Genomic DNA, 19,194 nt, shown 5'->3' on the forward strand with positions numbered 1-19,194 from the left:
GCGCAAGATAATCGGCGATTTTCCCCGAACTGCCCGCCTTGTCGTTGCCTCTACTGAAGATCGAGTTCCCCGAATCGCTGCCGGTGTCTGCCCGGCGCGACGAAATTGCCGCTGCCATCGAGGCGAACCAGGTCGTGATCGTGTGCGGAGAGACCGGCTCGGGCAAGACCACGCAGCTGCCCAAGATCGCCTTGCTGCTCGGCCGCGGCAAGCTGAACAAGCCGCCGGGGCAGGGCAAGCTCATCGGCCACACGCAGCCACGACGGATTGCAGCCAGCTCGGTGGCCAAACGCATCGCCGAAGAGCTTAAGACACCGCTCGGCGACGTGGTCGGCTTCAAGGTGCGGTTTCAGGACCGGTTGAGCCGCGACGCCTCGGTCAAGTTGATGACCGACGGCATCCTGCTGGCCGAGACGCAGACCGATCCGTTACTGAAGGCCTACGACACGATCATCATCGACGAGGCGCACGAGCGGTCGTTGAACATAGACTTTTTGCTCGGCTACTTGCGCGAGATCCTGCCGCGGCGGCCCGACCTGAAGATCATCGTGACGTCGGCCACCATCGACGCGGACCGCTTTGCCACGCACTTTGCGTCGCGCAACGGGCCGGCGCCGATCATCTATGTCTCGGGTCGCACCTTCCCGGTCGAACAGCGCTACCGGCCGTACGAAGAGTCGCGCGAGTACGACCTCAACAACGCGATCGCCGATGGGGTCGACGAGCTCTGGCGCGATCCGCACCACGTCGGCGACATCCTGGTCTTCTTGCCGGGTGAACGCGAGATCCGAGAGGCGGCGGACTATCTGCGCGGGCATCTGAGCCACAGCCCGCTGATGCGCAATGCCGAGGTGCTACCGCTCTTTGCGCGCCTCTCGCCGGCCGAGCAGGACCGCATCTTCGACGGCCACACCGGGCGGCGCATCGTACTGGCCACCAACGTGGCCGAAACCTCGCTCACCGTGCCAGGCACGCGCTATGTCATCGATACCGGCACGGCGCGCGTCAAGCGCTACAGCTTTCGCAGCAAGGTCGAGCAGCTGCTGGTCGAGCCGATCAGCCAGGCGGCGGCCAACCAACGTGCCGGCCGTTGTGGCCGTGTCGCCGACGGCATCTGCATCCGGCTCTACGACGAAAAAGACTTCGAAGGTCGGCCGCGTTTCACCGACCCGGAAATCCTGCGCTCATCGCTGGCGGGCGTCATCTTGCGGATGAAGTCGCTTCGGCTGCGCGACGTGTCGGAGTTTCCGTTTCTCGAAGCGCCATCGCCGCGCGCGATTTCCGACGGCTATCAGCTGCTCAACGAGCTGGGCGCGGTCGACGACAACAACGAATTGACCGCGACCGGTGCTGAGTTGGCGCGCCTGCCGCTCGACCCGCGCGTCGGCCGAATGATTCTTGAAGCGCGGTCACGTGGCGCGCTTGAAGAGGTGCTGGTGATCGCGTCGGCCCTCAGCGTGCAGGACGTGCGCGACCGGCCGATGGAGGCGCAGCAGCAGGCCGACCAGGCACACGCCAAGTTCGACGACGAGAAGAGCGAGTTCAGCGGCTACCTGACGCTGTGGAAGTGGCTCGGCGATGCGCGCGGCGGCAATGCACCGATGACGCGCCGGCAGATGCACGGCAGTGAGACGAAGCGGCCCAGCGTCGCCGTGCTGTCGATCGCCCAGCGCATGGCCGCGCCGGCAGCGGTGAGTGCCGCGGAGGTCGCTCCGACCCACAAGCTCAGCAACCGCCAATACGAGCAGTTGCTGCGGCAGAACTTCGTCAACATACGGCGCGTTCGCGAATGGCGCGACACACATTCGCAACTGCTGACGGTCGTTACCGAGCACAAATGGCCGCTCAACCCGCAGCCGGCCAGCTACGACGCATTGCACCTGTCGATGCTGGCCGGACTGCTCGGCAATGTCGGCTGGAAAATGGAAGATCCGTCAGCGGGTTCAGGACAGTCCGGTGACTACCTGGGCGCGCGGGGCATCAAGTTCTATCCGCATCCGGGCGCGCACTTGCGCAAGAAGCCGGGCCGCTGGATCGTTGCGGCGGAGCTGGTCGAAACCACGCGACTTTTCGGTCGAGGCATCGCCAACATCGAGCCGCAATGGCTGGAAGAAGTCGGTGGTCATCTGCTGAAAAAGCAGCTGCTCGATCCGCATTGGGAGAAGAAAGGCGCGCAGGTGTCCGCGTTGGAACGCGCGACGTTGTACGGCCTGGTGGTGTACAGCGGTCGGCGCGTCGACTTCACTAAAGTCGACCCGGTGGCGGCCCGCGAAATCTTCATTCGCGAAGCGCTGGTCGGCGGGCAGTGGGAGAGCCGGTTTCCGTTTCTGGTCGCCAACCGCAAGCTGGTGCGCGAGGTCGAAGGACTGGAACACAAGGCGCGCCGGCAGGACGTGCTGGTCGACGACGAACTCATCTACGCGTACTACGACGCGCAGTTGCCGGCTGACGTGGCGAGCGGCATCACTTTCGAAAACTGGTACCGGCACGCTTCGCACGATCAGCCGCGCCTCTTGTATCTGACGCGCGACGAGCTGATGCGGCACACCGCAGCCGGCATCACGACGCAGTCGTTCCCGCCGACGGTGCGGCTGGGTGGTGTCGACTGCGCTGCGACGTATCTTCACGAGCCGGGCGATGCGAAAGACGGACTCACCGTCAGCGTGCCGCTCTTCGTGCTCAACCAGGTGAGCGAAGAGCGCTGCGAGTGGCTGGTCACCGGCATGCTGAAGGACAAGATACAGGCGCTGCTGAAGAGCCTGCCGCAGCGTCCGCGCTCGCGGCTGGTGCCGCTGCCCGCGACGGCGGAAAAGCTGCTCGAAGCGTTGTCGGTGCCCGAGGTGTTCGGTGCCGGCGCGCTGACGGATGTGCTGCTGAAGCGCGTGCGCGACATGACCAGCATCGATGTGATGCGCGCCGACTTCAAGCTCGACATGCTTCCGCCGCATCTGTTCATGAACCTGCGGGTGGTCGATGAGCATGGACGTCAACTCGGCATGGGGCGCAACCTCGGCGCACTGAAGGCCGAGTTGGGCGCTCAGGCGCGTGGTGCGTTCCAGGCGTTGGCCGGGCTTAATGTGAAGGTCACGACGGCGCCGGATGCTTCAGATGCGCGCGCCGGTGCCGGCAAGACGCCGACGGGAAAGGCCGAGCCGGGCGCTCGAAGCAGTGCGACGCCCACACCATCGCTGCCTGCAGGACAGCGCTACACGGCATGGACTTTCGGCGAGCTGCCGGAGTTGATGGAAGTCCGGCGCGGCTCGCAATCGCTGATCGGTTTTCCGGCGTTGCTGGATGCCGGCGACGCAGTCACCATCGAGGTCTTCGACGAACCAGCAGTGGCAGCGGCGAAGCACCGTGCTGGCTTGCGTCGGCTTGTGGCGCTGCAGCTGAAAGACGCGCTCAAGTACCTCGAAAAGAACATCCCGGATTTGCCGAAGATGGCGGTCGCGTACATGTCGCTTGGCACTGCCGACGAATTGCGGTTGCAAATCATCGAAGTCGCGCTCGATCGGGCGTTCCTGCAGGAGCCGCTGCCGACCGACGAGTTCGCCTTCAAGCGGCGCATCGAAGAGGGCCGCGGCCGCCTTACCTTGATAGCCAACGAAGTGGCACGACTGACGGGCATCGTCCTCGTCGACTATGCGGTGGCGGTGCGCAAGATCAAGGACACCAAGGTGCAGCCCGACGCCACGACGGACTCCGCGCAGCAATTGCAACGGCTGATGGGCAAGCGCTTTCTTGCCGACACGCCCTGGCCGCAATTACAGCACTTCGCGCGCTACCTGAAGGCCATCACCTTGCGGCTCGACAAGCTGCGTGCCGACCCGGCCCGCGACGCCGCCAAGTTGGCTGAGTTAAGGCCGCAGGAGCAGCGCTACTGGCGCCTTTTCGCCGAGCGCAAGGGGGTCACGGACGAGCGTATGAGCGAATTTCGATGGCTGCTCGAGGAGTTGCGCGTCAGCTTCTTCGCGCAGGAACTCCGCACACCGCAGCCGGTGAGCATCAAGAGACTCGACAAGGCCTGGACGCAACTGCATACGTGACGCCAAGTCGTGCAATGCAGCATCGAGCGCGCACAAAAAAGCCCGCCGGAGCGGGCTTCAGTGTCTTAGCGAGCCGCCTTCATATGCGGCCCATCAGCAGCAGCACGATGACCACGATCAGCACCAAGCCCAGGCCGCCGCTCGGGCCGTAGCCCCAATTGCGGCTGTGGCCCCAAGTAGGAAGGGCGCCAACCAGCAGCAGGATGACGAGGACGAGCACGATGAGCGAGACAGACATGGGGTTCTCCGAAGGGCATTAAAAAGAGCTCCAATGTTCTGTCTGCTATCCCCTTCGGCCTAGGGAATGCATCGCCTTTGGCAGTCAGGGGACGCCTACGAAACGTGTCAGAGCCTGGCGAGCCGATCGAGCGCGGTTTGGAGCGTTTCGTCTTTCTTGGCAAAGCAAAAGCGCACCACGCGCTGGTCGAATCCGTCGCCATAGAAGGCCGACAGCGGAATGGCTGCCACGCCGATCTCGCTGGTCAGCCATTGGCAAAAGTCGGCTTCGCCGAGGTCGCTGACTTCGCTGATGTCGACGCACTGAAAGTACGTGCCCGCGCTCGGCAGCAACTTGAAGCGGGTCTTTGCCAGGCCCGCGGCAAACAGGTCGCGTTTGTGCTGATAGAACGCCGGCAGTTCGAGGTAGGGCGCCGCGTCACCCATGAAATTGGCCAGCGCGTGCTGCATCGGCGTGTTGACCGTGAACACGTTGAACTGATGCACCTTGCGGAACTCGGTCGTGAGCACGGCCGGTGCCGCGACGTAGCCGACCTTCCAGCCGGTCACGTGATAGGTCTTGCCAAAGCTGCTCACGATGAAGGCGCGCGCCGCGAGGCCTGGAAAGCGGGCAGCACTCTGATGCAGCGCACCGTCGTAGACCATGTGCTCGTAGACCTCGTCGCTGATGAGCAGCACCTCGGTCGGCGCCAGCAACGCTTCGAGCTGGCGCATTTCGTATTCGGTCCAGACGGTCGCGCTCGGGTTGTGCGGCGAGTTGACAATGATGGCGCGTGTACGCGGTGTCATCGCGGCGGAAATCTTTTCGAAGTCGGGCCGGAAGGTGCCTGGCGTGAGGGGCACACGCACCACCGTACCGCCGGACAGCTCGATGTTGGGCACGTAGCTGTCGTAGCAAGGCTCCAGCACGATGACCTCATCGCCCGGTCGTACGACGGCCAGCACGGCGGTGATGATGGCCTGCGTAGCACCGGCAGTGACGGTGATCTCGCTCGCCGCGTTGTAGCTGTGGCCGTAAAGCGCCGTGACCTTGGCAGCGATCGCCTCGCGCAGTGTGGCGATGCCCGGCATGGGCGGGTACTGATTGTGGCCGGCCGCCATGGCTGCCGTCACGTCTGCGATCAGCTTTGGGTCGCAATTGAAATCCGGAAAGCCCTGACCCAGATTGACCGCACCCTTTTCAGCGGCCAATGCCGACATCACGGTGAAGATCGTTGTGCCGACCTGAGGTAGCTTGGTACCGACTTCAGGTGTGCGAAGAACAGCGCTCATAGTTCGTAGTCTTGATGATGGCCCGACAGGGCCTTGGCGATGAGGTTGCGGTCGAGCCGGTCGCTCAGCAACTCGGCAAATTTGAAGACGAAATTGCGCATGTAGGCGCTGCGCTTGAATGCGACCCGAGCGATGTTGGTGCCGAAGATGTGGCCCATCGGCTTGACCACCAAATCGGCATTGGTGTCGTCGCGCACCGCCATCTCCGCGACGATGCCGACGCCCAGGCCCAGGCGCACATAGGTCTTGATGACGTCGGAGTCGATGGCTTCGAGCGCGATGCGCGGGGTCAGCTTCTTCTGCGCGAAGGCCGCGTCGATGCGCGTGCGGCCGGTGAACGACGGGTGGTATGTGATAAGCGGCTCGGTCGCCAAATCTTCGAGCGACACGCGCTCCTTGGCTGCCAGCGGGTGGTCCTTTGGCAGCACCAGCACGTGCTGCCACTCGTAGCAGGGCAGGGTGACGAGTTCGCTGTAGTCAGACAGCGATTCGGTGGCGATGCCGATCTCGGCGATCTCGTCGATGACCATGCGCGCCACCTGATCGGGCGAACCCTGGTGCAGGCTCATGTTCACCTTCGGATAGGCCTCGCGCAGCTTGGCGACCGGCACCGGCAGCACGTAGCGCGCCTGGGTGTGGGTGGTGGCGATCGACAGCGTGCCGCTGTCTTCGGCGCTGAACTGCTCGCCGATGCGCTTCAGGTTGCCGACCTCGCGCATGATCAGCTCGATGCTGGCCAGCACATGCTGGCCCGGCTCGGTCACACGCTTGAGCCGCTTGCCGTGTCGCGCAAAGATCTCGACCCCGAGCTCCTCTTCGAGCTCGATGATGGCTTTGGAGACGCCGGGTTGCGAGGTGTGAAGCGCCTTCGCGGCCTCGGTCAGGTTCAGGTTACGCCGCACGGCTTCCTGCACGAACTTGAACTGGTGGAGATTCATAACAAATTCCGTCTTATTGTCGGATTTATTATGCCTTCTGCAATCTATGGAGCGTTGCGCAGGGTCAGCCGTGCAGGGCGATTTGCGCCAGCAGTTCGACGACTCGAATGTCTTCGCCGACCGCCGTTTGCAACGAAAACGTGACGCCGGGATGCGCGGCGCGCAGTCCATCGATCAGTCCCGGCAAGTCCTCGCGAACGTGCTTGCCGATGCCCAAGAAGAGCGGAACGATGCGCACGGCCTGTGCGCCTTGTGCGAGCAGCCCTGCGGCAGCTGTCGGCAAGTCGGGCGCCATCAGCTCAAGGTAGGCGCAAACCACCGGCGCACCCGGCGAGAGTTCGGTCATGCGCCGCGCGACGGCCTCGACCGGTGCGCGCCACCGCGCGTCTCTCGAGCCGTGCGCGAACAAAACAATGCCAGCTATAACCACATCGTTCATTCTTAACGCCTCAATACCAGCCATGTGAACGCTGCCAGCGACATCACGGAATAGATAAATCCCGGCGCTGCTGCCGTCATCCACGGCCACCAGTTGCTCAGGTTCCCCAGATAGCCGAAAACGTTGTTCAACATGAAGAAACTGATCCCGATCATCACGCCGCCGAACACGTAGCTCGTGATGCCGGCTTGCCGAAAGTGCAGATATGCGAAGGGCAGCGCCAGCACCACCATCACCAGACACGAGAGTGGATAGAACACTTTGCGCCAGAACTCGATTTCGTAGCGTTGCGCGGTCTGTCCGTTGGCATCGAGATGCCTGATGTACTCGAAGAGGTCGATGGTCGCCATGCGCTCTGGCTTGAGCAATGCGACCGACACCATCTCGTTGGTGAGAGTCGTCGGCCAGTGCATTTCAGGCATGTGCACCATGCCGATGCGGCCCTTGTCGACGGTGTTTCGCGTGTTGTAGTCTTGCTGCTCGACGTTGGTGAGAACCCACTCTTTGCCCGCGACGCGCGCAGAGGCTGCAGATATTTGTTTGGCAATGAAGCCATCGGCATCGAATTCGAAAATGCGCGGGTTGGTCAAGGTGCCATCGCGCCGAATCGACGCGACATTGACGGCGTACGACTTGTCGTCGCGCCGTTCTTTCAGCCATGCACCGGTGATGCCGGCGGTCGCTATGTAACCCTGATAGCGTGCCTTCAGAAGTTGTGCCGTGCTGCCCGTGAAAGGTGCCACGTAATCGCCGATGGCAAAGGTAAGCACGACGAATCCAAGGCCCAGCACAAGCAACGTGCGCAAGGCGCGCCAGGGGCCCAGTCCGCTGGTGCGGAGGATCGTGTATTCGGAGCTTTGCGCGAGCCGCGCCATGACGAAAATCGTGCCGATCAATACCGCGATGGGCAGCAGCTCGTACAGATGTCCCGGGATTTGCAAAGTCACGAAAAGAAGCGCCTGCGGCAGGCCGTATCCCAGGCCCGTTTTACCGATTCCGGAAAGCTCGTCGACGAAGTCGAAGAAAAAGAACAGGCTCAAGAAGCCGAGGGTGACGAAAGCAACCGCCTTCAGCACTTCGGCGTAGATCAGGCGACGAATTGTTTTCACGTGGACGATGACGCAGACGAATGCGAGCGCGCAGGTGCAGGTTGGAACAGCCGTCGCAGGCTCCAGCTTTGATGGCGCGCTGACAGCCAAGTCAGGCTGATAGCCAGCACGCCGCCGTGCAGCGCCACCATGAAGCCGACGAAGCTGTAACGCCCCGACATCACCCAGCCCTGGCCAAGATTGATGAGGTTGTAATAGACGACGAATGCGAACAGCGCGAAGAGCAGGTTGCCGCTGCGGCCGACTCGCGGATTCACGCTCGAAAGCGTCAAAGCCAGCAGCACAAAGTTGATGCCAGCCAGCAGCATGCCGATGCGCCAGCCGAGTTCACCCATGTTTTCCGGCGTGGGTCGCGCCAACAACATGAGGGTGGGACGCGAACGCGCGGGAGCGTCATCGGCCGAGTCGGAGGTGTTGACTCCGGTTCGGGCGCCATAGGTCTTGAACTCGCTGATCTTGAGGCCCGAATTGTCGAGCGGGCGTTCGACGCGCTGGCCATTTTCCAGCATCAGATAGCGCGCCTTGTCGATGTCTTCCATATGGCCGCTTCGCGCCGACGTGACGATCTGCCGGCTGCGCTCGATCGATGAAATGAACACGTTGGATGCGGTGTCGGCATTGGGTGTGTCCTTGTCGATGAAGAAGACCCGCATGCGGCCCGCCGATTCGACGAACTCGCCGGGCGATACCCGCTCTATGTCGCTGCGGCGCTCGTACTGGGCGCGCATCCCCTGTGTCTGCGAATTGGCCCAGGGCCAGCCGACGAGCGCAAGCGCCAGGATGAGCAACAGCACCGGCCAGGCGAAGCTGAAGATCGGCTTCACGAAGTCCGCCAGACCCCGGCCGCTGGAAAACCAGATCACCATTTCGCTGTCACGGTACATGCGCGACAAGGTGCCGACGATCGAGACGAAAAGGCTCAGGCTAAGGATGGTCGGCAGGTACCCGAGCACCGTGTAACTCATCACGAGGAACACCTCGGATGGGTTGACACTGCCTTTGGCGGCCAACCCGAGCGTACGGATCAGCATCATGGTCATCACGATGGTGACCAGCACGACGAGTGTCGCGCCGAAGCTGCGAGACAACTCTCTACGTAGGGAGGAATGGAATAACATCGTCGAGGGAAAAAAAGGATTATGGACTTCCAACTCAAGACCCTCACCAGCAGCCTGGCTGCATCCGAAAAAGCCGACGCGCTTGTCTTCCTCGTGCCCGAGGGTGCCGTCGCGGACAACGATGCTTTGTCGGTCATCGCTGCCGCCGCGCGACTCGCCGGCGACTTCCCCGACAAGGCCGGCAAGCTGCTGAGCCTGTATCACCCGGTCGGCATTGCCGCGCCGCGCGTCGTCCTTGCGTCGATTGGCAACGGTCAGCCGGCGCAGGTTCGCAGCGCGGTGATCGCCGCAATCAACGCTGCGAAAGGCGTCGGCACCAAACGCCTGGTCATGGTCTTCGCGAAAGCGCCTGAGGCCGGCGCGCTGCACAGCGCGATGCTCGCCGCCGCCGATGCCAGCTACGTCTACACGACCACCAAGTCGAAGCCCGAGCCGCGCACGCTGCGGCATGTGACGCTCGGCGTGCCGGACGCCGCGTCGCTGGCCGGCGCATTTGCCGAAGCGAACGCGACAATCTCGGGCATCGAACTGGCCAAGGAGTGGGGCAACCGCCCGGCCAACTATTGCACCCCGACGATGCTGGCAGACGCCGCCAAAGAGCTGGCCGATCTGCCGCGCATCAAGTGCGAGGTGCTCGGCCCGAAAGAGGTCGCCAAACTCGGCATGGGCTCTTTTGCAGCGGTGGCGCAAGGCTCGTCGGAGCCGCTGCGCTTCATCGTGCTGCAGTACAGCGGCGGCGCCAAAGACGAAGCGCCCGTCGTGCTCGTCGGCAAGGGCATCACCTTTGACACCGGCGGCGTCTCGCTCAAGCCGGCTGCCGAAATGGACGAGATGAAGTTCGACATGTGCGGCGCGGCGAGCGTGCTCGGCGTGTTCCGCACACTGGGCGAACTCAAGCCGGCCATCAACGTGGTCGGGCTGATTCCTTCGTGCGAAAACATGAACGACGGCAAGGCGCTGAAGCCGGGCGATGTCGTCACGAGCATGAGCGGTCAGACCATCGAAGTGCTGAACACCGATGCAGAAGGGCGCCTCATCCTGTGCGACGCGCTGACCTATGCGAAGCGCTTCAAGCCGGCGGCGGTCATCGACATCGCGACGCTCACGGGCGCTTGCGTTGTCGCATTGGGTGGCGTGCGCAGCGGCTTGTTTTCACCGGACGACGTGTTGGCGAAGGCGCTTGAAACCGCCGGCGAGCAATCGCTCGACCGCTGCTGGCGCATGCCGCTCGATGACGAATACGCCGAGGGCCTGAAGACCCACTTTGCAGACGTCGCCAATATCGCGGGCCGCGCCGGCGGTGCGGTGACGGCGGCCAAGTTTTTGCAGCGCTTCGTCGACGGGTTTCCATGGGCCCATCTGGACATTGCCGGCAGTGCGTGGAAGAGCGGCGCCGCCAAAGGATCGACCGGTCGGCCGGTCGGCTTGCTGGTGTCTTATCTGGTCAGTCGCGTCGGCATGTCGATCGCAGCCACGCCGGCTGTGGCGCCGCGCAAGGCCGGCCGCAAAGCGCGTCCTGGCGCTTGATTCTTCCGATCTGTCAAACGATCGCCGCGTGACCGAAATCGACTTTCATTTCAACGCGCCGAACAAGGTGCACCACGCCTGCCGGCTGTTGCGCAAGGCCGTCGGCAAGCACGATGCGAGGCTTGTGGTGGTGGCGGATGCCGCAACGCTCGATGCGATCGATGCTGCGCTGTGGGACTTTTCGGCAGTCGACTTCGTGCCGCATTGCCGGGCAGACAGTGCACCGCACGTGGTGGCGCGCTCGCCCGTGGTGCTCATGGGCGCCGACATGGGGACGCCGCCCCATCGACAGGTGCTGGTCAATCTGGGCAACGCGTTGCCGATTGGATTCGAGCGTTTCGATCGACTGATCGACATCGTTAGCAGCGATGCACAAGACCGGCAACTGGCACGTGCGCGCTGGCGGCACTATGCCGACCGCGGTTATTCAATCAAGCGGCACGACTTCGGGGAGGCAACTGCCTGATGGCCAGCAACCAGCGCACGCCGCCGCGCTTCGTGCCGACGCTGACCACGGTGCTCGACATGCCTGATGAGCCGCGCGCGCTGCCATCGCCGCTTCCGCTGCCCCTGATGTCCGAAGAAGAGGCACAGCACACGCCGTCGGCGGAGGCACGCCAGGCCGCGATTGCAACGGCGATGGTCGGTATCGCCGCGGACGTGGCGCAGACAGCGGATGAGGCGTACGTAGCCGAGCCGCCTGCGCCCATCGCTTTGGACGCAGCCTCCAGCCCGCCGCCGGAAAACCGAATCGCCATCGATGTCCATGCCTTGTCGGACGCCGATGCGTTCGGCCTCGAAGAGCAATTGATGCACCGCGTGCTGCAGCGTATCGACCTGTCATTGGAGGAGCGTTTGAGCGACGCGGTGTCAGCTGCAGTTCAGCAACAGCTCGATGCGATGGTGCCGCGCTTGCGAAGCGAAATTGAAGGCGTCTTGCGTTCGCTGGTGGTCGAGGCGCTGTCGAAAGAGCTTTCCGACAACACAGGGTCTGTGCCAGCCTTCGGCCCACAATCCGTCGGCTAAACTGCGCGCCGGGTCGGCTGGCGCAGGGGCGTCCCCGGTCCGCGGCGCGAAACTTGCTGAATAAATTTGTCGGATTTCCCGCCCGGATCGAAAGACCGGTTTTTACTTAATTCTTCATCAATGTTCTGGAGGTTTCCCATGCAATTGAAATGGACTGTGACTGCGGTCGCTATGGCTGCACTGACGCTAGCGGCTTGCGGCAAAAAAGAAGAAGCTGCCGCTCCTGCTGCTGCGCCTGCAACCACCACTGCAGCCGCACCGGCAGCAGCCCCTCCTGCCGACACACTGATCGTCAAGATCGGTCACGTCGGCCCGACCAGCGGTCCGATCGCTCACCTCGGCAAGGACAACGAGTTCGGCGCCAAGATGGCCATCGAAGATTTGAACTCGCGCAATCTGAAGATCGGCGACAAGGTTGCCCACTTCGAATTGCTCGCAGAAGATGACGCTGGCGATCCGAAGCAGGGCACGGCAGTGGCACAAAAGCTGGTCGATGCCAAGGTCAACGGCGTGGTCGGTCACTTGAACTCGGGCACCACCATCCCGGCTTCCAAGTTGTACAGCGACGCTGGCATTCCGCAGATCTCGCCATCGGCAACCAACCCCAAGTACACGCGTCAAGGCTTCAAGACCACGTTCCGCGTGGTGGCTGACGACACGCAACTCGGCGGCACGCTGGGCAAGTACGCAGTCGAAACGCTCAAGGGCAAGAATATTGCCGTGATCGACGACCGCACCGCTTATGGCCAGGGTGTGGCTGAAGAGTTCGAAAAGTCGGTCAAGGCGGCGGGCGGCACCATCGTCGGCCATGAGTTCACGACGGACAAGTCGACCGACTTCAATGCCATCCTGACCAAGCTCAAGGGCACCAAGCCCGACGTGCTGTTCTTCGGCGGCATGGACGCGGTCGCCGGCCCGATGCTCAAGCAGGTCAAGCAACTCGGCATGACCGTCAAGTTCATGGGCGGCGACGGCCTGTGCACTGGCGAACTGGCCAAGCTGGCCGGCGATGCGATTGGTGAGGACATGGTGGTTTGCGCCGAAGCCGGCGGTGTCGACGGCGACTTCAAGGCGCCTCTGGAAAAGTTCAAGGCCGACTTCAAGGCCAAGAACGGCGTCGACGTGCAGATCTATGCACCGTACGTGTACGACGCCGTCGAGATCCTGGCCGACGCCATGGTCCGCGCCGGTTCGTCGGAGCCGGAAAAGTACCTGCCTGAAGTTGGCAAGACCAACTACAAGGGCGTGACCGGCCCGATCGCCTTCGACGAAAAGGGCGACATCAAGAACGGCGCGCTGACTCTGTACACGTACAAGGCCGGCAAGCGCGAACAGATCGCTGTCGTTCGCTAAGCCTTCGCGGCAATCGAGAAAGGGGCCTTCGGGCCTCTTTTTCTTTGTGCAGAGAAAAGAGGTCTTTCGACCTCATTGTCGGTAAGGGAAAACGACAGATGTGCTCGGAGGAGCGGCGTGTTTTTATCAACCTGCCATTCAAACAACAAACAGGAGACAAAAATGCGCAATTCAGTGACAGGTGCCATCGCTCGGCCGCTCGGTCTGGGTGCCATGGCCAGTGTGGCGAGCGTGTGCGCCGCGCTCTTCATGCTGCCGGCTACCCAAGCCCAGGCTCAGGCAGTCAAGAGCTACGACTCCACCAAAAAAGACTTCTGGGAACATCCGCCCGCGGACTGGTTTCTCGGTGACGAAACCGAATCCCAGAAAGGTCTGGCGCCGCCATCCGGTCCAGCCTTGCCGGCATCGATGGCCGACCTCGAAAAGAACCTCAAGGCCATCAAGCTTCCCAAGGGTTTCAAGATCAGTGTGTATGCGGCCGGCGTCAACAGCGCACGCCAGATGACGTGGGGCGACAAGGGCACGCTCTTTGTCGGCTCGTTCGGCGTAGGCACCGTGTATGCGATTACAGACAACGGCAAGACCGTGAAGCCGATCATCACCGGGCTGAAGATGCCGACGGGCGTCGCGTTTCGCGATGGCTCGCTGTACGTGGTCGATATCGACAGGATCCTGAAGTACGAGAACGCCGAAGCCAACTTGGACAAGATGCCCGAAGGCAAGGTCGTCTACAACGACATGCCGGCCTATGCAGCCCACGGCTGGAAGTACCTGACCTTCGACAAACAGGGCTGGCTCTACGTGCCCTTTGGCCCGCCGTGCAACGTGTGCTTGCCGCCAACGAGCCTGTCGCAAGTGCGGCGCATCAATCCGGCAACCGGCGAGGCGGAGATGGTCGCCATCGGCGTGCGCAACAGCGTGGGCGGCGACATCGATCCGCGCACCGGCGACTACTGGTTTACCGAGAATGCGCGTGACTGGGTCAGCGACGACATGCCCAGCGACAAGCTCAACCATGTGGCGAAAATCGGCGCGCACTACGGCTATCCGTATTGCCACCAGGGCGACATGCCCGACCCCAAATACGCGATGGGCCACAAGTGCTCCGAATTCACGCCACCGGCCTTGAAGCTCGGCGCGCACGTGGCGCCACTCGGGATGAAGTTTTACACCGGCAAGCAATTCCCGGCCGAGTACGCCAACAACATCTTCATTGCCAACCACGGCTCATGGAACCGTCACAAGTACAGGGGCGGCGAGATCGTCCGCGTCACGACCGATGCGCAGGGGAAGAAGATCAAGCAGCAGACGTTCGCAACCGGCTGGATCACGGGTGATCAGGCTTACAGCGGTCGGCCGGCGGACGTGGTGGTGGCGGCCGATGGATCGCTGCTCGTCGCTGACGACTGGGCGGGTGCGGTGTATCGCATCAGCTACGGCAAATAACGAGAGGCGCGCTCAATGGCTGGAGTAAAGCGATGGGTGTGATGGCACCGGTGCGGCTGTGGGCCGCGCGCATGAGGGCAGGGTTCGGAACAGTGGCGTTGGCCGCGTTCGCCGCGTTGGCAACGTCAGCTGCGTTGAGCGGCGCGGCTCACGCTGCCGACTTGCCCGCTGCGTCGGCCAAGGCAGAAACATGCATCGCGTGCCATGGCACCGTCGGCATTTCGCAGATGCCGGAGACGCCGTCGCTGGCAGGTCAACCGGAAAGTTTTCTGCAGTGGCAACTGGTTTACTTCAGGACGGGCACACGCAAGTCCGCGGTGATGCAGCCACTGGCGGCGAGTCTGAGCGACGATGACATCCGGGTGCTGTCCAAGCACTTTGCCGCTATGGCGCCACCGCCGCGCGCCACAGCTTCGGGCGATCAGTCGATGTACTCGGTCGGCCTCAAACTGGCGCAACAAAACCGCTGTGCCTCGTGCCACAAGGACGACTATTCGGGCACCCAGGCAACGCCGCGAACTGCTAACCAGCGCGAAGACTATTTGCTCAAGGCGTTGCGCGACTTCAAGGCCGGCAAGCGAACCGGCGGCGGCGTGGCCGCGATGGCCGATGTGGTGTATCCGCTGGCGGACGACCAGCTGCGCGCGTTGGCAAATTTCATGGCGCAATACCACTAGGCTCCTCCGAGCCCAGACGCAAAAAAGCCCCGCGAACGGGGCTTTCAGCAGGTTTTTGGAATGACCTGATGCGACGTGAATCGCATCGCTGGCGGAGCAGGCGGGATTCGAACCCGCGGAGGGTATTAACCCTCACACGCTTTCCAGGCGTGCGACTTAAACCGCTCATCCACCGCTCCAGCTGGCAGTGATTCTAACCGGCTCCGGGACTGGTTTTTGCGGCTTGCACCATTCGCATAGCCGATGCGATGAGCGCCGAGGTCTCGGTCATGTTGCTGGGCACGATCAGCGTGGTCTTCGAATCGGCTGCTACCTTGCTGTAGGCATCGATTGCGCGCTCGGCGACCTTCAGCTGCACAGCTTGTTCACCGCCCGGCTGGCGGATCGCAGCGGCGACACGCTCGATGGCAAAAGCCGTTGCATCAGCGACTGCGGTGATGGCAGCCGCCTCGCCCTGGGCGTTATTGATCTGCGCCTGCTTCTCGCCTTCGGAGCGCGCGATAAAAGCCTCGCGCTCGCCGGTCGCGATGTTGATCTGCTCTTGTCGACGACCTTCTGAGGCAGCGATGAGCGCGCGCTTGCCGCGCTCGGCGGTGATCTGCGCCTGCATGGCCAGCAAAATTTCCTTTGGAGGCGTCAGGTCCTTGATCTCGTAGCGCAGCACCTTCACGCCCCAGTTGAGCGCGGCCTCGTCGATGGCTTGCACCACTTGCGCGTTGATGATGTCGCGCTCCTCGAATGTCTTGTCGAGCTCCAGTTTGCCGATCACGCTACGCAGAGAGGTCTGCGCCAGTTGGGTGACGGCCATGATGTAGTTCGACGAACCGTAACTCGCGCGCATCGGGTCGGTCACCTGGAAGTACAGGATGCCGTCGACCTGCAACTGCGTGTTGTCGCGCGTGATGCAAATCTGGCTCGGCACATCGAGCGGGATTTCTTTCAGGCTGTGCTTGTAGGCGACCTTGTCGATGAACGGAATAAGGAAGTTGGCGCCAGGCGTCATCGTGCTGTGGTACTTGCCGAGGCGCTCGCGCACCCAGGCGTTTTGCTGCGGCACGAATTTCACGGACTGGCTGATGAAGATCACTGCGATGATCAATATGACGAGGGGGACTGCGTAATCCATCTGCTATCTCCTTGGGTTTATGTTCTTTAGATCTTGTCGACGACCAGCCGGCTGCCGATGACTTCGGTCACGCGGTGCTCTCCTGGCGCTGGCGTGTGGCCGGGGCGCGGCACCACGGTCCATTGCGCGCCTCGGTAGCGGACCGTCGCCGTGCCGTCGGAGTTCCACGCATCGACCTGCACCTTTTCTCCGATGTCCATGTTCACGTCGGGGTTCGATGCACTGTCGAGCGGGGCAGGGCGACCACGTCGAATCAGATGCCAGGTAAGGACGGCGCCTACGCCGACGATTGCAGCGACGATGATTTGGGTGGTCAGACCGAAGCCCAGATGCGCCGCGATGGCAGCCGAAGCGAAGCCCGCGCTCAGCAGCAAAAGGTAGACGGTGCCCGACAGCAACTCCAGCACGATGGCCGCGCCCGCAATGAGCCACCAGACCGATGAGTTCGCCATTGAAGCCTCTTCGTTGTTGTTGGCCCCCATTGTCTGATAGATGGTCCGGCAGCCGTCACGCGAATTCCTTACACTTCGCGGCTCTTTTGCCTGCCGGACCCCGCACATGAAATTTCGTTTTCCGATCGTCATCATCGACGAGGACTACCGCGCCGAGAACACCTCGGGCCTTGGCATTCGCGCATTGGCGGAGGCGATCGTCGGCGAGGGCTTCGAGGTGCTGGGCGTGACGAGCTACGGCGACCTGAGCCAGTTCGCGCAGCAGCAAAGCCGCGCCAGCGCGTTCATCCTGTCGATCGATGACGAGGAGTTCACCGTTGGCCCCGACCTCGATCCTGCGGTGCTCAATCTGCGCACCTTCATCGGAGAGGTGCGGCGCAAGAACGCCGACGTGCCGATCTACATCTACGGCGAAACCAAGACGGCGCGTCACATCCCCAACGACATCCTGCGCGAGTTGCACGGCTTCATCCACATGTTCGAGGACACACCGGAGTTCGTGGCGCGCCACATCATCCGCGAAGCCAAAAGCTATCTGGAGGGCGTGCAGCCGCCGTTCTTCAAGGCGCTGATCGACTACGCCGAAGACGGCTCGTACTCTTGGCATTGCCCGGGCCATTCGGGTGGCGTGGCGTTCTTGAAGAGCCCGGTGGGGCGCATGTTCCATCAGTTTTTCGGCGAGAACATGTTGCGTGCCGACGTGTGCAACGCGGTCGAAGAGTTGGGGCAGTTGCTCGACCACACCGGCCCGGTGGCGGCCAGCGAACGCAATGCGGCGCGCATCTTCAACGCCGACCATTGCTTCTTCGTGACCAACGGAACCAGCACCAGCAACAAGATGGTGTGGCACCACACGGTGGCGCCCGACGACGTGGTGGTGGTCGACCGCAACTGCCATAAATCCATCCTGCACGCGATCATCATGACGGGCGCGATCCCCGTCTTCATGAAGCCCACGCGCAACCACTTCGGCATCATCGGACCGATACCCAAGAGCGAGTTCGAGAAGAGCGCGATCAAGGCCAAGATCAAGGCGAACCCGCTGTTGAAAGACCGCGACCCCGAGACCGTGAAGCCGCGCGTGATGACGCTCACGCAGTCGACCTACGACGGCGTGATCTACAACACCGAGACCATCAAGAACATGCTCGACGGCTATGTCGATACGCTGCATTTCGACGAGGCATGGTTGCCGCACGCGGCGTTCCATCCGTTCTATGGCGCCTACCACGCGATGGGCAAGCGCCGCGTGCGGCCCAAAGATTCGCTGGTGTTCGCGACGCAATCAACCCACAAGCTGCTGGCCGGGATCAGCCAGGCCAGCCATGTGCTGGTGCAGGATTCGCAGAACCGCGCGCTCGATCGTGACCTCTTCAACGAGGCTTACCTGATGCACTCGTCGACCAGCCCGCAGTACGCGATCATCGCCAGCTGCGACGTGGCCGCCGCCATGATGGAGCCGCCCGGCGGCACCGCGCTGGTCGAAGAAAGCATCCTGGAGGCGCTCGATTTCCGCCGTGCCATGCGCAAGGTCGAAGAGGAGTTTGGCAAGGACGATTGGTGGTTCAAGGTGTGGGGACCGGAGAAGCTCGTCGACGAAGGCATCGGTCGCGCGGAAGACTGGATCATGAAGGGCGAGAAAGAGGCCAAGCGCAAGACCAAGAAGTCACCGCGCAACTGGCACGGCTTCGGCGATTTGGCCGATGGCTTCAATATGCTCGACCCAATCAAGTCGACCATCGTCACGCCCGGCCTCGACCTCGAAGGCAACTTCGCGGACACCGGCATCCCCGCCAGCGTGGTGACCAAGTTTCTGGCCGAGCACGGCGTCATCGTCGAGAAGACCGGGCTCTACAGCTTCTTCATCATGTTCACCATCGGCATCACCAAGGGCCGCTGGAACACGCTGCTCACGGCGCTGCAGCAGTTCAAGGACGACTACGCACGCAATCAGCCGATGTGGCGCATCCTTCCCGAGTTCTGCCAGAGTCATCCGGGTTACGAGCGCCTCGGCCTGCGCGAGTTGTGCCAACACATACACAAGCTCTATGCGCGCTTCGACGTGGCCAAGCTCACCACCGAGATGTATCTGAGCGACTTGACACCTGCCATGAAGCCGAGCGATGCCTTCGCGCACATCGCGCACCGCAAGACCGAGCGCGTCGAGATCGACTTCCTCGAGGGGCGCATCACGACGAGCCTGATCACGCCCTACCCACCGGGCATCCCGTTGCTCATTCCGGGTGAGGTCTTCAACAAGAAGATCGTCGACTACCTGCGTTTTGCGCGCGAGTTCAACACCGAGTGCCCGGGTTTCGAAACCGATATCCACGGCTTGGTGGCGAAGGTCGACGAAACGGGCAAGAAGCGCTACTACGCGGATTGCGTCGCAGCACCTGTTGCTGCTGTCACGGCGTCGGACTGACCG

General features: G+C 62.5%; 16 protein-coding genes and 1 tRNA gene. 8 read left to right on the forward strand and 9 right to left on the reverse strand.

The window, feature by feature from the left end; genetic code table 11:
* Positions 1-38 precede the first annotated feature (38 nt).
* Positions 39-4,046, forward strand: coding sequence for an ATP-dependent RNA helicase HrpA (gene hrpA, locus QN413_RS03040; protein WP_323495173.1), 4,008 nt, complete (start codon positions 39-41; stop codon positions 4,044-4,046).
* A gap of 79 nt (positions 4,047-4,125) precedes the next feature.
* On the opposite strand, the gene QN413_RS03045 is transcribed toward hrpA, so the two are convergent.
* From QN413_RS03045 to lptF, 6 genes are all read right to left on the reverse strand, one after another.
* Positions 4,126-4,284 carry a DUF3309 family protein gene (locus QN413_RS03045; protein WP_187052111.1) on the reverse strand — a complete coding sequence of 53 codons (159 nt, stop codon included), beginning with the start codon at positions 4,282-4,284 and terminating at the stop codon, positions 4,126-4,128.
* 107 nt (positions 4,285-4,391) lie between these two features.
* On the reverse strand, positions 4,392-5,555 hold the full coding sequence (locus QN413_RS03050; protein WP_323495174.1) for a pyridoxal phosphate-dependent aminotransferase: 1,164 nt from the start codon (positions 5,553-5,555) through the stop codon (positions 4,392-4,394).
* A complete protein-coding gene (locus QN413_RS03055) occupies positions 5,552-6,493 on the reverse strand; it encodes a CysB family HTH-type transcriptional regulator (protein ID WP_323495175.1) in 942 nt (313 codons plus the stop codon). Before QN413_RS03055 ends, QN413_RS03050 begins: the two co-directional genes overlap by 4 nt.
* 64 nt (positions 6,494-6,557) lie before the next feature.
* Positions 6,558-6,932 (reverse strand): CbiX/SirB N-terminal domain-containing protein, encoded by a 375-nt coding sequence (locus QN413_RS03060; protein WP_323495176.1) that lies wholly within the window; start codon positions 6,930-6,932, stop codon positions 6,558-6,560.
* A gap of 2 nt (positions 6,933-6,934) precedes the next feature.
* Positions 6,935-8,041, reverse strand: a complete 1,107-nt coding sequence (gene lptG / locus QN413_RS03065; RefSeq protein ID WP_323495177.1) for an LPS export ABC transporter permease LptG — start codon at positions 8,039-8,041, stop codon at positions 6,935-6,937.
* Positions 8,038-9,159: an LPS export ABC transporter permease LptF gene (gene lptF, locus QN413_RS03070; RefSeq protein WP_323495178.1), complete on the reverse strand. Its 1,122-nt coding sequence runs from the start codon at positions 9,157-9,159 to the stop codon at positions 8,038-8,040. Before lptF ends, lptG begins: the two co-directional genes overlap by 4 nt.
* Before the next feature lie 21 nt (positions 9,160-9,180).
* Between lptF and QN413_RS03075 the strand changes: the two genes are divergently transcribed.
* The 6 genes from QN413_RS03075 (at position 9,181) to QN413_RS03100 (ending at position 15,188) form a co-directional block, all read left to right on the forward strand.
* The gene (locus QN413_RS03075) at positions 9,181-10,686 is read left to right on the forward strand and encodes a leucyl aminopeptidase (RefSeq protein WP_323495179.1); all 1,506 of its coding nucleotides are present in this window, start codon (positions 9,181-9,183) and stop codon (positions 10,684-10,686) included.
* A gap of 28 nt (positions 10,687-10,714) precedes the next feature.
* Positions 10,715-11,152 carry a DNA polymerase III subunit chi gene (locus tag QN413_RS03080; protein ID WP_187052104.1) on the forward strand — a complete coding sequence of 146 codons (438 nt, stop codon included), beginning with the start codon at positions 10,715-10,717 and terminating at the stop codon, positions 11,150-11,152.
* Positions 11,152-11,712: a hypothetical protein gene (locus tag QN413_RS03085; protein ID WP_323495180.1), complete on the forward strand. Its 561-nt coding sequence runs from the start codon at positions 11,152-11,154 to the stop codon at positions 11,710-11,712. Before QN413_RS03080 ends, QN413_RS03085 begins: the two co-directional genes overlap by 1 nt.
* Before the next feature lie 138 nt (positions 11,713-11,850).
* Positions 11,851-13,065 (forward strand): branched-chain amino acid ABC transporter substrate-binding protein, encoded by a 1,215-nt coding sequence (locus tag QN413_RS03090; RefSeq protein ID WP_323495181.1) that lies wholly within the window; start codon positions 11,851-11,853, stop codon positions 13,063-13,065.
* Positions 13,066-13,227: 162 nt separating this feature from the next.
* On the forward strand, positions 13,228-14,511 hold the full coding sequence (locus QN413_RS03095; protein ID WP_323495182.1) for a PQQ-dependent sugar dehydrogenase: 1,284 nt from the start codon (positions 13,228-13,230) through the stop codon (positions 14,509-14,511).
* Positions 14,512-14,543: 32 nt separating this feature from the next.
* Entirely contained in the window at positions 14,544-15,188 is a 645-nt protein-coding gene (locus QN413_RS03100) for a c-type cytochrome (RefSeq protein WP_323495183.1), read from the forward strand.
* 89 nt (positions 15,189-15,277) lie between these two features.
* On the opposite strand, the gene QN413_RS03105 is transcribed toward QN413_RS03100, so the two are convergent.
* From QN413_RS03105 to QN413_RS03115, 3 genes are all read right to left on the reverse strand, one after another.
* A tRNA-Ser gene (locus QN413_RS03105) sits at positions 15,278-15,367 on the reverse strand.
* 14 nt (positions 15,368-15,381) lie between these two features.
* Positions 15,382-16,314, reverse strand: a complete 933-nt coding sequence (locus QN413_RS03110) for an SPFH domain-containing protein (RefSeq protein WP_187052102.1) — start codon at positions 16,312-16,314, stop codon at positions 15,382-15,384.
* Positions 16,315-16,340: 26 nt separating this feature from the next.
* Positions 16,341-16,766, reverse strand: a complete 426-nt coding sequence (locus QN413_RS03115; protein WP_187052101.1) for an NfeD family protein — start codon at positions 16,764-16,766, stop codon at positions 16,341-16,343.
* A gap of 106 nt (positions 16,767-16,872) precedes the next feature.
* Here QN413_RS03115 and QN413_RS03120 point away from each other — a divergent pair, with 106 nt between their 5' ends.
* Positions 16,873-19,191 (forward strand): arginine/lysine/ornithine decarboxylase, encoded by a 2,319-nt coding sequence (locus tag QN413_RS03120; RefSeq protein WP_323495184.1) that lies wholly within the window; start codon positions 16,873-16,875, stop codon positions 19,189-19,191.
* The last annotated feature ends 3 nt before the right edge of the window (positions 19,192-19,194 follow it).

It is taken from the genome of Variovorax sp. LG9.2 (assembly GCF_035018885.1).
Classification (GTDB): Bacteria; Pseudomonadota; Gammaproteobacteria; order Burkholderiales; family Burkholderiaceae_C; genus Variovorax.